Raw genomic sequence first — 12,567 nt, forward strand, 5'->3', positions numbered from 1 at the left:
ACCCGTGGGAGATCCGCACCCGACCCCACCGACCACCGCAGCCACCAGTCCCAAACTCCGCGCCGACGCGCTCAGCCGCTCGTTCGGGCGCGGCGCCAAGGCCCTGTCCGCCCTCGGCCCGCTCGATCTCTCCGTCTCGCCGGGCGAGTTCACCTGCATCGTCGGCCCGTCCGGCTGCGGCAAGTCCACGCTGCTCAGGATCGCCGCCGGACTGCTCCGCCCCAGCTCCGGCGAGCTGTCCATCCGTACGGCCTCACCCCGTCCGGCGGCGATGATCTTCCAGGACTACGGCATCTACGACTGGAAGACCGTGCTCGCCAATGTCCGGTTCGGTCTCGACATCCAGCGCGTACCGCGCAAGGAGGCCGACGTCAGGGCGCGCGACTGGCTGGCCCGGATGGGGCTCTCCGACTTCGCGGGGGCGTATCCGGCCGCCCTCTCCGGCGGGATGCGGCAACGGGTCGCAATCGCCCGTGCCCTCGCCGTCGAACCCGAGATACTGCTGATGGACGAGCCGTTCGCGGCGCTCGACGCCCAGCTGCGCACCATCCTCCAGGACGAGCTGCTGGACCTCACCCAGAACACCCGTACCACCACCCTCTTCATCACCCACAGCCTCGAAGAAGCGATCGTGCTCGGGGACAGGGTGCTGGTGATGTCCGCCCGACCGGGGCGGATCATCGCCGAGCGCCGCCCGCCGTTCGACCGGCCGCGCACCGGCACAGTCCGGTCGGCACCCGAATTCACCGCGCTGAAGAGCGAGTTGTGGGAACTCCTGCGTGGCGAGGTGCACAGGGAGGCGGTCCCGGCATGACCGTCGCCGTGAACGCCACGAAGCCCGACGACGGCGTCCTGATCCGCAGGCCGGGCCCGCAGGAGCTGCGTCCGGTACGCACCCACCGCAGGCGCCGCGCCCTGGAGATCGCGCTCGCCGTCGCCGTACCGCTGCTCCTCGTGCTGCTCTGGCAACTGGCCGCCGCACAGTCCTGGATCGACGACCGGGTCTACCCGGCCCCCTCCACCATCCTGGCGGACGGCTTGGACCGGGCGGGCGCCGGTGAACTGTGGCCGGATGTATGGGCCACGCTCAAGCGGGTCCTCGGCGGCTACGCGATCGGCACCGTCTCGGGGTACGCGCTCGGCCTGCTGATGGGCTCGCTCTCCCTCGTACGGGCGGCGCTGGAGCCGTTGCTCGACGCCCTGTACGTCGTGCCGAAGCTGGCCCTGCTGCCGGTCTTCCTCAATATGTTCGGCCTCGGTGAAGGACCGCAGATCGCCCTGGTCGCCGCGACCGTCTTCTTCTTCGTCTGGATCTCCACCATGGCGGCCGTGCTCGCCGTCCCGGTCGGCCACCGTGATGCCGGTCAGGTCTTCGGCGCCTCGCCCTGGCAGATGTTCCGTCATGTGCTGCTGCCCGCGTCGCTGCCCGCGGTCCTGGTCGGGGCACGGATCGCGGCAGGGGTGGCCGTGCTCGTCATCGTCGCCTCCGAACAGATCGCCGCGGCCGACGGTCTCGGTCATCTGATCTTCGACTCCCGGGCGCTGTTCCAGAACGACGTGATGTTCGTCGGCATCGTGTGTGTGGCGGTCCTCGGTGTCGTCTTCTCCGAAGCGGTGCGGATCGCCGGGCGGCTGCTCACCCCGTGGGCCCCGCGCGACCGCGGCCGCAGTCGGTCCTGAACGGCTCCCCACGCTCTTCGTACGGAGGCACTGTGCGTACCCACATCCCCTTCACCCGCATCGTCGTGCTCGTCACGGCATCCCTGCTCGGCGCGGCGGGCTGCGCCGGGCACGACTCCGGCGGCGACGGCGCCGCCGCGCCGCGCACCGTCAGGCCCGTCGCGGGCTGTGGCGCCGGCAGCTGGACCGACCCGGCCGACCTCGCCCCCGGCCGGAAGGCGGCCCGCTGCGACAAGGGCGCCCCGGCGGCCCGGCCCCTGACGAAGAAGCGGAAGATCATCGTCGCCACCGGCACCCTGAGCGCGGAGTACGTCGCTCCGCTCCAGGTCGCGGTGGCGAAGGGCGAGTTCGCGAAAGAGGGGCTGGACGTCGAACTGAAAGTGCTGCCCACCCCGGACGCCCTGCCGCTGCTCGCCAAGGGCGATGTGGACGCCCAGTGGGCGGCTCCCGAGGCAGCCGTGATGAACGGCATCAACGGCGGCTTCGACATCAAGTGGGTCGCGGGGAACTTCTCCCCCGACCCCACCTCCAAGAGCGGCCTGTGGGTGCGGCTCAAGGACGGCGAGAACGCCGATCACGTCGAGATGGCGGGCCGGAAGCTGGGCACCATGATCGGCAAGGGGTCGGTCATCGCGTACCCGATGGACACCTCCCTGAAGAAGCACGGCGGCGGCCTCGACAGGATCAGCTTCCAGCAGCTCGGCTCCGCGGATGTGCTGACCGCACTGCAGAACGGCGGCGTGGACTCGGCCTGGCTGCTCGACCCGATCTGGCGCAAGGTGGACGGCGACCGGAAGTACGCGTTCCTGGGAGGCCAGCCCGTCGGCGAACCGCTCGGCGGCCTGCTCTTCGGCCCGACACCGCTGAACAAGGACCCGGACGCGGGGGTCGCCTTTCTCCGCGCCTACATCCGGACGGTGAACACCTACTTCGCCGGCGACTACAAGTCCGATCCCGGCTTCGTCGCCGAGCTGGCGAAGCTGCTGAAGACCGACCGGGCCACGCTGCGGTCGACCCCGTCGATGCGGATGGACTGGGAGATACGGAAAGGCACGACGGACCGGCTGCAGGAGGCGTACGCCGATTCGGGCGTCTCGAAGGGCGCCTCGGTGCCCGAGGCGAAGGCCGTCGACCGGGCGATGTACGCGGAGGCGGTGGGCCACAAGCCCTGACTCACGCGCAGCGCATGCACAGAAGGCCGGATCCTCTGAAAGGATCCGGCCTTCTGTCTTCAGTAGCGGGGACAGGATTTGAACCTGCGACCTCTGGGTTATGAGCCCAGCGAGCTACCGAGCTGCTCCACCCCGCGTCGTTGTGTTTAGAACTGTACGTCACCGCTCCCGACCAGCGCAAATCCGTTCCGGCGCCCGGGGCCGACGGGCTGCGCATGGTCCTGCGCAGCCCTGCACAGCCCTATGCGGTCAGCTCCTGGTGCAGCGCCTCGCGCAGCCGGGCAGCCCGCTCGGCGACCTCCGCCGGGCCCAACTCGACCGCCCGCGCACACCAGCGCTGCCCCTCGGTGAGCTCGCCCCGGCGGGCGGCCAGCAGGGCGAGGCGCAGGGCGGCCCGACCGTGCCCGTCGTTCGCGGCCCGGCTCCACCACAGCGCCGCCTCGCGCTCGCTGCCCTCGCGGGCGAGCAGCAGCCCGAGGTTGAAGGCGCCGTTGCGGCTGCCCGACTCGGCGGCCTCGCGGTACCAGCGGGCGGCGCTGTCCACGTCGCCACGGGCCGCGGCGAGCATGCCGACCCGCACCTGGGCGCGGCGGTGCCCCTGCTCGGCGGCCCGCTCGTACCACTCCTCGCACTCGGTCTTCTCCGGCATCGGCTCGCCGAGCGCGGGAGGGCCGGGCGGCGGCTGCCGCGAGTCCAGCACCCCGGCCAGCCGGAAGGCGGCCTCCGCGCTGCCGCCGCCCGCCGCGCAGCGCAGATGACGCTCCGCCTCCTGCTCCTCGCCGTGGTGCAGCAGGGCCATGCCGACCTGGAGGGCGGCCTCGGTGTGGCCGGCCGCCGCGGCACGCTCGTACCAGACCAGTGCCGTACGGTCCTCGTCGCGCCCGGCGTACAGGATGCCCAGGTTGAACGCCGCGTCGACGCTGCCCGCCTCGGCCGCCTTGGAGAACCAGGGCTCGGCACCGGTCGCGTCGCCCGCCTGGAGCAGGAGCACGGCCAGCGCGTTGGCGGCCTCGCGGTGGCCCGCGTACGCGGCACGGCGGTACCACTGCTCGGCCTGCGGTGTACGGTCCTGGGCCGCGCAGAGCAGGCCCAGGTTGTAGGCGCCGTTGACATCGCCCGCGTCCATGGCGGCGCGGTACCAACGTTCGGCGGTCTGCTGCTCGCCCCGGGCCGCGTGCAGGGCGCCCAGGGCGTTGGCGGCGTTCCCGTCGCCGTCCTGGGCGGCGCGCAGCCACCACACGGCGGCGCTCTCCTCGTCGCCCGCGTCACGCAGCAGGAAGCCGAGAGCGCAGGCGGCGCGTGCCTCGCCCGCCTTCGCGGAGATGAGGTACCACCGGCCGGCCTCCTTGGGCTCGCCGCGCTGTTCGAGGATGGCGCCGAGGTGGAGGGCGGCACGCCGGTGGCCGCGCGCGGCGGCCTGCCGGTACCACTGCTCGGCCTCGCCCACGCGCCCGGTCGCCGGACCCGCCACCGGGCCGTCGTCCTTGCGCACCGCGGAACGGCCGGGCGCACCGGGCCGGTCGCCCGCGCCGGAGCCCAGCCCCGGGCGGCCGAAGGCGTCGTGCGGATCGTCGGCGGTGTTGCGGTCCAGCATGCGCGCGAGGCGGTACGCGGCTTCCCGGTGCCCCTGCTCGGCGGCGGCCCGCAGCCAGCGTTCCGCGCCGACGTCGCTGCGGTGTTCCAGCAGGTCGGCCAGGGCGTACGCGCCCAGCGCGTGCCCCTGCTCGGCGGACTGCCGCAGCCAGTACTCGGCGCCGGGCTCGTCGCCGCGCTCCCGGTAGTGGCGGCCCAGGGCGTGCGCGGCGGCGGCGGACCCCGCGACGGCGGCGATGCGCCACCAGCCGGCCGCGTCGTCGACGTATCCGCGCTGATGGAGGAGGACGCCCAGGTTGTTGGCCGCGGCCCGGTCGCCGTCCGCGGTGGCCCCGCGCAGATAGGGTTCGGCGCCGTCCAGATCACCGCGGCGCAGCAGCAGGGCGCCGAGGACGCTCATCGACGCGGTGTCCCCGGCGTCCGCGGCGCGACGGTGACGCGCCTCACTCTCGGCGCTCTCCGGGCTCTCGGCGCTCCCGGGAGTCTCCGTGGCCCCGACGGCCCCCGCGCTTCCCGTGCTCTCTGTGAACTCCGTGCTCTCGACGGTCGCGGCACACCCCGCAGTCTCGGCAGTCTCGGTCGCCTTGATGATCTCAGGTGTCTCGGGCTTCTCAGGTGTGTCAGTGGTCTCGTTGTTCTCCGCGGTGATACCACCAAAAGCCGCATTCATCGCGTTACCCGGCCGATAACCGCGATGCTGCACAAACCGCCCTGTCTCCAACAGAGTTGCCCTGTCCCCCATAAATACCATCGTCGCACCACCTGCAACCCGCGCACACCTGGTATGCCGCGGCCAGTGAGGTCACTTCAGCGTTTTGTCGACATGCCCACAGAGAGATAAGTCAAACACGTCCGGACCCAACTCGTGCCCCGCGAACCGCACTTCACGCACCCTGCACAAGAAAGTCGTCATGACACGACGAAGGCCCGGATCCTCGAAAGGATCCGGGCCTTCGTCTTTCAGTAGCGGGGACAGGATTTGAACCTGCGACCTCTGGGTTATGAGCCCAGCGAGCTACCGAGCTGCTCCACCCCGCGTCGTTGTGTTGAAACAGTACCACGACGCGGGGGTGAGCCTTTACCGGGTTACTCAGCCACCGCTGTCAGCGCTGGCCGGTTCGCCCTTTTTGTCCGAACTGTTCGCGCTGTCTGCGCCGTTGGCGCTGTTCGCACTGCCCGACTTGGGCTGGGCCGCCGCCGCACGCTGCAACGCGTCCTGCAGATCCGCCTGGGCCTTGCCGTAGGCGGTCCAGTCCTGCTTCTTCAGGGCCGCCTCGCCCTCCGCGTAGGCCTTCTGCGCGTCCGCGATCGCCTTCTTCAGCGCCGCGTCACCGGTGGCCGGCGGCTCCGTGGTGCCCGGCGGTCTGGTGGTCTCCGGCGGGGTGGTGCCGGAGTCCGTCACCCCGAAGACCGCGTTGAGCGCCTCCCCGAGGCTGTTCTCGAAGACGGTCTTCGACCCGTACGAAGCGGCGACCTTGCGCAGCAGCGGATAGTTCTGCGTGCCACCGCGCGTATACACCGGCTCGATGTAGAGGAAGCCCCCTTCGAGCGGCACGGTCAGCAGGTTGCCGTACTCGATGTCGGAGTCGGTTCCCTTCAGGTTTCTCACGAACTCGGCGACGTCGTCGTTGCCGTTGAGCTCGCTCTGTACCTGCCCGGGGCCCTTCACCGTGGTGGTGACTCTCAGCAGTCTTATCGTGCCGTAGTCCTTGCTGGCCGCGTCCGCGTCCACCGCCATGAACGCCCCGAGGTCGGGCCGCCCCTTCGGGGTGAACGTCGTCGTCAGCGAGAACTTCTGGGCCGTCTGGTCCGGCATCTTTATGCTCAGGTAGTACGGCGGGACGGCACCGGACTCCTTGTTGGTCGGGTCGTCCGGGACCTGCCACGCGTCACTGCCGCTGTAGAACTGCGCGGGGTTCGTGACGTGGTATCGGGTGAGCAGCTCGCGCTGCACCTTGAACAGGTCCTGCGGGTACCGCAGGTGGTCCATGAGCTCCTGCGGGATGTCCGCCCTGGGCTCCACGGTCCCCGGGAACGCCTTGCGCCAAGTCTTGAGGACCGGGTCCTCGGTGTCCCACTCGTAGAGCTTGACCTTGCCGTCGTACGCGTCGACGGTGGCCTTCACCGAGTTGCGGATGTAGTTGACCTGGTTCTGCTGGGCGACGACCGCACGCTGGTTGGTGGTCAGCGAGTCGGCCGTGGTGTCGCCGAGCGTCGTACGGGAGGCGTACGGGTAGCCGTTGGTGGTGGTGTACGCGTCGACGACCCACTGGATGCGGCCGTTCACCACGGCCGGGTAGGCGTCGCCGTCGATGGTCAGCCACGGGGCGACCGCCTCGACGCGCTCCTTGGGCGTGCGGTTGTAGAGAATCCGCGAACCCTCGCCGATGGCTCCCGAGTAGAGGATCTGCGGCTCGCTGAACGAGACGGCGTACGCGGCGCGGTTGAAGGCGTTGGAGAGACTGACCCCGCTGTTGCCCTTGTAGCTGGTGGTCTTCTCGCCGTCCTCCTCGTAGTCGAGCTCCTTCTGGGGCCCGCCGACGATGGAGTACTGCTCGGTCTTCTCGCCGTAGTAGATCTGCTGCTCGTACTTGCCGAGGTCACCGCTGGTCGGCAGGCCGGACTCGGTGAAGTCCGGGGAACCCTTCGGGTTCTTGCCGGTCGTCGTGCCCCGGGCCGCGATGGCGCCGTAGCCGTGGGTGTAGGTGAAGTGGTCGTTGATCCAGTTGCGCTTGGGGATGCCGTCGAGGTTGAGCTCGCGCAGACCGATGACCGTGTCCTGGTCCTTGCCGGCGGCGTCCTTGTAGCGGTCCACGTCCAGCGTCTTGGGGAACTGGTAGTAGTTCCTCTTCTGCTGGAGCTGCTGGAAGGCCGGGGAGACGACGTTGGGGTCCATCACCCGGTAGCTGGCGGCCTCGTTCGCGCTCGCGCGCAGCTTGGTGTCGTCGTCCGTCGTGCTCTTGCCCGAGTAGTCGTCGACCTGCGCGTTGTCGATGTCGTACGCGTCACGCGTCGCTTCGATGTTCTTCCGGATGAACGGGGCTTCCTTGGCCTGCTCGTTCGGCTGGACCTGGAACTTCTGCACGATCGCCGGGTACAGCCCGCCGATCAGGATCGCCGAGAGCACCATCAGGCCGAAGCCGATCACCGGGAGCTGCCAGGTGCGGCGCCAGAGCGTCGCGAAGAACAGCACGGCGCAGATCGCGGCGATGCAGAACAGGATGGTCTTCGCCGGCAGATAGGCGTTGGCGTCGACGTACCGCAGGCCCGTCCAGTTGTCCGTGGCCTTGAAGTCGCTGGACTTCACGGCCAGGCCGTACCGGTCGAGCCAGTAGGCCACGGCCTTCAGCGAGACGAAGACACCGAGCAGCACCGACAGATGGCCGGTGGCCGCGCCGGTCGCCCGCGCTCCGGGGCTGGTGACGCGCAGACCGCCGTACAGGTAGTGGGTCATCGCGGCGGCGATCAGCGAGAGCACCGTGGCCGCGAAGCCGAAGCCCAGCAGGAAGCGGTACCAGGGCAGGTCGAAGGCGTAGAAGGACACGTCCAGATGGAACTGGGGGTCCTTCTGCCCGAACGCCACGCCGTTCACGTACATCAGCCAGGTACGCCACTGGCCGGAGGCGGATGCTCCGGCGATCAGCCCGACGAGCGCGGTGATCGCGAGCAGCACCCACTTCTTGTACGGGGCGAGGCTCATCCGGTAGCGGTCCAGGCTCTGCTGTTCCAGCGACATCGCGCTCAGCGGCGGCCGGAGCCGGTGCGCGAGCCAGATGTTCAGGCCGACGGCGACTGCCATCAGCAGTCCGAAGACGAGGAACAGCCCGATCTTGGTCCACAGGGTGGTGGTGAAGACGGACGAATAGTCGACCGACCGGTACCAGAGCCAGTCCGTCCAGAACCCGGCGAACATGACGAACGCCATGGCGAGAACCGCCAGGACGCCCAGTGTCATGAGCAGGGTACGGGCGCGCCGGGACGGGCGGCCGACTCTGATCCGTGGCCCGGTCGGGCCTCCGCCGCGGTCCGGCATCTGGAAAGCCAACGTGCGCACCTCGAAGTTCGCGGGTCGTGTGAAGCGGGCCCAGCGATCGTAGAGCCCACCTATGCAACTTACTGAGGCTTTACCTAGTTCCCGTTCCCGGGGCGGAAGGAGGCAGGATATTGAGCATGCCCAACGTTTCCCCCTCAGGCCCTCCGATGGCCGCGAGCCCGCTCACCGTCGCCGTGCTCGAAATCGACGAGTACATCTCCGGCCTCGGCTGGGACCAGCCGGCCCGGCTCTTCGCCCTGGTCGACACCGCCCGGCTGCACGTCCAGGAGCCCGGTCTCGCCGCCCAGCTCGGTCTGGACAGCGCCGAATCCCCGACTTCCTCACTGACCCCCATCGAGCAGGACGAGCTGCCGCCGGGCACTGCCCTGGACGAGTTCCTCGCCACGATCGCCTGGCCCGACGCGGTGATCGGGTGCGCGATGACGGTGGAGCGGCTGATGCTGCCGCCGTCCGCCGAGGCCTCCGTGCCCGAAGGGCTCAGCGACGCGCAGCTGACCAAGTGGGTCGCCAAGCACCCGGAACGTCAGGAGGTGCGGATGACCGTGGCAGTCCTCCGGGACGGCACGCGCGAGTCGGCCGTACGGCTTCGCGCGAAGGACGCCCCGAGCGAGGTGCGGACCGGCGCCGGTCTGGTGCCGGGCCTGGCCGACGCGCTGGCCGCGACCTTCGAGGCCTGACCCCGTCGCGTTCCCCCGAGGGGGCGCGGTCAGCCTGCCGAGCAGCTCGGCAGCCCGGCCGTGTCCCCCACCCGGATCTTCTCCAGCGACTTCTTCGCGTCGTCGATCGTCTTCACCTTCACCAGCGTGAGTCCGCTCGGGGTGTCGGAGGCGGCGGCCTTGCAGTTCTCGTCCGGCGTCAGGAAGTACCTGGCGCCGGCGTTTCGCGCGCCGACCAGCTTCATGTTGATGCCGCCGATCGGGCCGACCTTGCCCTTGTCGTCGATCGTGCCGGTGCCCGCGACGAACTTGCCGCCCGTGAGATTGCCGGGCGTCAGCTTGTCGACGATGCCCAGTGAGAACATCAGACCGGCGCTCGGGCCGCCGACGTCGGCGAGCTTGATGTCGATCCGGAACGGGAACGTGTGGTCCGTTCCGGCCTGGATGCCGACGATCGCGCGGTTCTCCTTGGGGGCCTTCGCGGTGGTGATGACGATCTTCCGGCTGCCCTTGGGCTCCTTGCCGGCCTTCTCGGCCGCCTGTGCCGTCCGGGCCGGGATGATCGTGAACGTGACCTTCTCGCCGGGGTCGCGGCGGGTGACGAGCTTCGCGACGTCCTGGGGCTGCTCGACGGGCGTGCCGTCGACCTGCTTGATCACATCGCCCGCGTGCAGCTTGCCCTGGGCGGGGCTGTCCTTGACCACCGTGGAGACCACGACGCGCGACGACACCGGGATGCCCAGTTCGGTCAGCGCGGCGACCTTGGCGCTCTCCTGGGACTGGCTGAACTCCTCGGCGTTCTCCTGCGTCGACTGCTGTTCGGTCTTGCCGTCGGGGTAGAGGGTGTCGTGCGGCACGACCACGCTGTCGTGTGCCAGCCAGCCGTAGACGGACTCGACGAGATTCATGCTGTAGTCGGCACCGGTGACTCTGACCGTCGTCATATTGAGGTTGCCGGTCGTCGGGTACGTCTGGTGCCCGGAAATCTGCAGGACGGGTTCGCCGCCGACCTTGCCGAGGGTGTTCACGGTCGGCCCGGGAGACATCTCCGAATACGGCACTTTGATCAGCACGCCTGCGCAGAGCAGCGCGATGAGGATCAGGGTGGAGGCGAGCATCGTCGCGGTGCGGCGTGGCATGGAACGACAGTACGGGAAGGGTCTGTCAGTGCACCGCCGGGGCCGGTCCGTGCGGGGCGGGAAATCGGGCGTGGGCTGCGCGGGGGGGCGTCGGCAGCCGGAGCCGCGATGCAGGATTGGCGACTGCGTACGCGCGATGAAGCGTCAGACGGCATCGGAACCGGAGTGCGGCTTCTCCATCGCCTCACGGAACCTGGCATAGCCGGCGAGTTCGGAGACATCGCCGGTCGTTCGGTTTCTGGCGGCCCAGCTTCCCCATATCGCAGCGCCGAGCGCAGCAAAAAGCGGAATCAACAACCAGGCGAGTGCTGCCATTACGACCTCCCTACGCCATGAGCGACCGCAACAGACCGATCAGCAGATTAACCGTCTGCGGAACCAACGCTCACGGCAGGGGTGGGGTTACGCAAATCGGGCCGGACGGCCTCCCGGCCGGCTTGCGCTCAGCAGGCTCCGACCCATTCCTCGGTGCCGTCCGAAAAACGCTGATGCTTCCAGATCGGGACCTCGTGCTTGAGGTCGTCGATGAGCTTGCGGCAGGCCGCGAACGCCTCGGCACGGTGCGGACAGGAGACGGCGACGACCACGGCGAGATCGCCCACTTGGAGGTCACCCACCCGGTGGACCGCGGCCAGCGCCCGGACCGGGAAATCCGCGACGACCTTCTCGGCCACCCGGCGCATCTCGTCCTGCGCCGAGGGGTGACAGGAATACCCGAGCCCGCCGACGTCCTGACCGCCGTCGTGGTTGCGCACCGTGCCGACGAAGAGCGCCGTGCCGCCCGCGGCGTCGTCCCCCACGGCCCGGAAGATCTCGTCGACCGACAGCGGGGTGTCGCGGATCTCCAGCAGCCGGACGGGGTCGCCTGCCGCCCGCTCGCCGGGGTGCTCGTTGGTGGGTGCCATGGGGCCCATGGTGCCGTACGGCACCGACAAGGCGGAATAGCGCTTTCCACCGGCGGGCCGCCCCTGACCTTGGAGCCTTCTACAGAAGTCCTCGGGAGGGCATGGCCCCGACAGCCCTCAGATGCGGCGGCGGGCCTTGCGGGCGCGGCGGACCAGGGCGGCGGTGCCGAGCAGTGCCACGGTCGCACCGGCGGCACCCGCCGCGGTGGCGTCCTTGCGGCCGAGGCGGCGTCCGGCGACGGTGTGCCGGCCCTCGACCTCTTCGAGGAGCGCGGCGAGCACTTCCTCGTTGGTCCAGCTCGGGCGCCATCCCACGTCGTGCAGTCGGCTCACGCTGACCACCCAGGGGTGCATCGTGTACGCCAGATCGCCCGCCGGGGACGGGGTGAGGCCGATCCGGTGCAGCCGGGCGGCGGCGCCCAGGGCCACGGCGGAGGGCAGCTCCATCCGGCGGACGCCGCTGAGCTCCTCGACCTCCTCCTGCTCCAGCCAGCCGTCGCAGCCGACTGCGAACTCGCCGTCGATCTTCTCCAGCGCGGCGTACTCCAGGGCCGTGACCAGGTCGTCGACATGGCAGAACTGCCAGGTGGGACGCGATCCGGCGACGACCAGGAGGCGCGGCGACTCGAAGTAGCGGGTCAACGCGGTGTCCGTGCCGCCTACCAGGACGGTGGGCCGGACCACGGTCACGTTGAGCCCGGGGTGGGCGCGGGGCGCTCGGCGGCCCAGCCGTTCGATCTCCAGGAGGTCGCCGACGCCGGTGGCCTCGGCCGTGGCGCGCAGTTCGGCGTCCTCGGCGAGCGGGATGTCGTTGTCGGGCAGCGCCCCGTAGACCATCGCCGATGTGCACAGCACGACCCGGTGGACGCCGACGGCGGCGGCGGCCGTCAGCACCGTCTGGGTGCCCCGCACGTTGTAGGCGGTGCGGGCGGCGGGGTCGGTCTCCAGGTCCAGATCGAGTGCGAGATGCACAACGACATCTGCGCCGCGCAGCTTCTCCGCGATGGCGGGGTCGCGCACGTCGAGGATGTGCCAGGTCGCCTCGGAGACCTCTCCGCGGCGTTCATCGATGGCGATGACCTGCTTGATCTCCTCGGATGCCGCGAGGCGTGCGGTGAGCAGCTCGCCCACACCCCCCGCGGCTCCGGTGACCGCGACGACGGGGCCACGGCTCCTGGAGCGGCTCTTTTCTGGTTTGTTCTCGGTCGAGGGGGCGGACAGGTTTCGCGCTGCGCGAACCTGAGGATCTGGGGAACTCACCGGGCGTCTCCAGCGGTTGTCTTCAGTACGTACCCGAATGACGCGTGCGTACCAGGTGGCGTCCATCCTGCCGCAGGCCGGGAGCCGGCGGAGCACTGAGGCCCTAAG

At 69.9% G+C, this 12,567-nt stretch carries 10 protein-coding genes and 2 tRNA genes; 4 read left to right on the forward strand and 8 right to left on the reverse strand.

Going from position 1 to position 12,567, the window contains the following annotated elements; genetic code table 11:
- Positions 1 to 4 precede the first annotated feature (4 nt).
- From OG611_RS00955 to OG611_RS00965, 3 genes are read left to right on the forward strand one after another with little or no spacing between them, the layout of a single operon-like run.
- Complete coding sequence (locus OG611_RS00955) at positions 5 to 814, forward strand: ABC transporter ATP-binding protein (RefSeq protein WP_266414550.1); 810 nt, start codon at positions 5 to 7, stop codon at positions 812 to 814.
- Positions 811 to 1,680: an ABC transporter permease gene (locus OG611_RS00960; RefSeq protein WP_266414552.1), complete on the forward strand. Its 870-nt coding sequence runs from the start codon at positions 811 to 813 to the stop codon at positions 1,678 to 1,680. Before OG611_RS00955 ends, OG611_RS00960 begins: the two co-directional genes overlap by 4 nt.
- A gap of 32 nt (positions 1,681 to 1,712) precedes the next feature.
- A complete protein-coding gene (locus OG611_RS00965) occupies positions 1,713 to 2,852 on the forward strand; it encodes an ABC transporter substrate-binding protein (RefSeq protein WP_266414554.1) in 1,140 nt (379 codons plus the stop codon).
- A 63-nt stretch (positions 2,853 to 2,915) separates the two neighbouring features.
- Here the strand turns inward: OG611_RS00965 and OG611_RS00970 are convergent.
- The 4 genes from OG611_RS00970 to OG611_RS00985 all read right to left on the reverse strand — a co-directional run bounded on the left by OG611_RS00970 (position 2,916) and on the right by OG611_RS00985 (position 8,478).
- Positions 2,916 to 2,989, reverse strand: a tRNA-Met gene (locus OG611_RS00970).
- A 104-nt stretch (positions 2,990 to 3,093) separates the two neighbouring features.
- On the reverse strand, positions 3,094 to 5,196 hold the full coding sequence (locus OG611_RS00975; RefSeq protein WP_266414557.1) for a tetratricopeptide repeat protein: 2,103 nt from the start codon (positions 5,194 to 5,196) through the stop codon (positions 3,094 to 3,096).
- A 213-nt stretch (positions 5,197 to 5,409) separates the two neighbouring features.
- Positions 5,410 to 5,483 (reverse strand) — tRNA-Met (locus OG611_RS00980).
- Positions 5,484 to 5,535: 52 nt separating this feature from the next.
- A complete protein-coding gene (locus OG611_RS00985; protein ID WP_266425430.1) occupies positions 5,536 to 8,478 on the reverse strand; it encodes a UPF0182 family protein in 2,943 nt (980 codons plus the stop codon).
- Positions 8,479 to 8,615: 137 nt separating this feature from the next.
- On the opposite strand from OG611_RS00985, the gene OG611_RS00990 reads away from it, so the two are divergent.
- Positions 8,616 to 9,176, forward strand: a complete 561-nt coding sequence (locus OG611_RS00990) for a PPA1309 family protein (RefSeq protein ID WP_266414560.1) — start codon at positions 8,616 to 8,618, stop codon at positions 9,174 to 9,176.
- A 29-nt stretch (positions 9,177 to 9,205) separates the two neighbouring features.
- Here OG611_RS00990 and OG611_RS00995 read toward each other — a convergent pair whose 3' ends face one another.
- From OG611_RS00995 to OG611_RS01010, 4 genes are all read right to left on the reverse strand, one after another.
- A complete protein-coding gene (locus tag OG611_RS00995) occupies positions 9,206 to 10,294 on the reverse strand; it encodes a PDZ domain-containing protein (protein WP_266414562.1) in 1,089 nt (362 codons plus the stop codon).
- 144 nt (positions 10,295 to 10,438) lie between these two features.
- Entirely contained in the window at positions 10,439 to 10,609 is a 171-nt protein-coding gene (locus OG611_RS01000; protein WP_266414565.1) for a hypothetical protein, read from the reverse strand.
- A gap of 128 nt (positions 10,610 to 10,737) precedes the next feature.
- On the reverse strand, positions 10,738 to 11,199 hold the full coding sequence (locus OG611_RS01005) for a molybdenum cofactor biosynthesis protein MoaE (RefSeq protein WP_266414568.1): 462 nt from the start codon (positions 11,197 to 11,199) through the stop codon (positions 10,738 to 10,740).
- 117 nt (positions 11,200 to 11,316) lie between these two features.
- Positions 11,317 to 12,459 carry an SDR family oxidoreductase gene (locus OG611_RS01010; protein ID WP_266414571.1) on the reverse strand — a complete coding sequence of 381 codons (1,143 nt, stop codon included), beginning with the start codon at positions 12,457 to 12,459 and terminating at the stop codon, positions 11,317 to 11,319.
- Between the last annotated feature and the right edge of the window lie 108 nt (positions 12,460 to 12,567).

Source organism: Streptomyces sp. NBC_01363, assembly GCF_026340595.1.
In the GTDB taxonomy this organism is placed as follows: domain Bacteria; phylum Actinomycetota; class Actinomycetes; order Streptomycetales; family Streptomycetaceae; genus Streptomyces.

Bases quoted from the DNA above. Each gene is read 5' to 3' on its own strand.
- OG611_RS00960 (WP_266414552.1), top strand. From the start codon at position 811: ATGACCGTCGCCGTGAACGCCACGAAGCCCGACGACGGCGTCCTGATC.
- OG611_RS00975 (WP_266414557.1), bottom strand. From the start codon at position 5,196: ATGGTATTTATGGGGGACAGGGCAACTCTGTTGGAGACAGGGCGGTTT.
- OG611_RS00985 (WP_266425430.1), bottom strand. From the start codon at position 8,478: ATGCCGGACCGCGGCGGAGGCCCGACCGGGCCACGGATCAGAGTCGGC.
- OG611_RS00990 (WP_266414560.1), top strand. From the start codon at position 8,616: ATGCCCAACGTTTCCCCCTCAGGCCCTCCGATGGCCGCGAGCCCGCTC.
- OG611_RS00995 (WP_266414562.1), bottom strand. From the start codon at position 10,294: ATGCCACGCCGCACCGCGACGATGCTCGCCTCCACCCTGATCCTCATC.
- OG611_RS01000 (WP_266414565.1), bottom strand. From the start codon at position 10,609: ATGGCAGCACTCGCCTGGTTGTTGATTCCGCTTTTTGCTGCGCTCGGC.
- OG611_RS01005 (WP_266414568.1), bottom strand. From the start codon at position 11,199: ATGGCACCCACCAACGAGCACCCCGGCGAGCGGGCGGCAGGCGACCCC.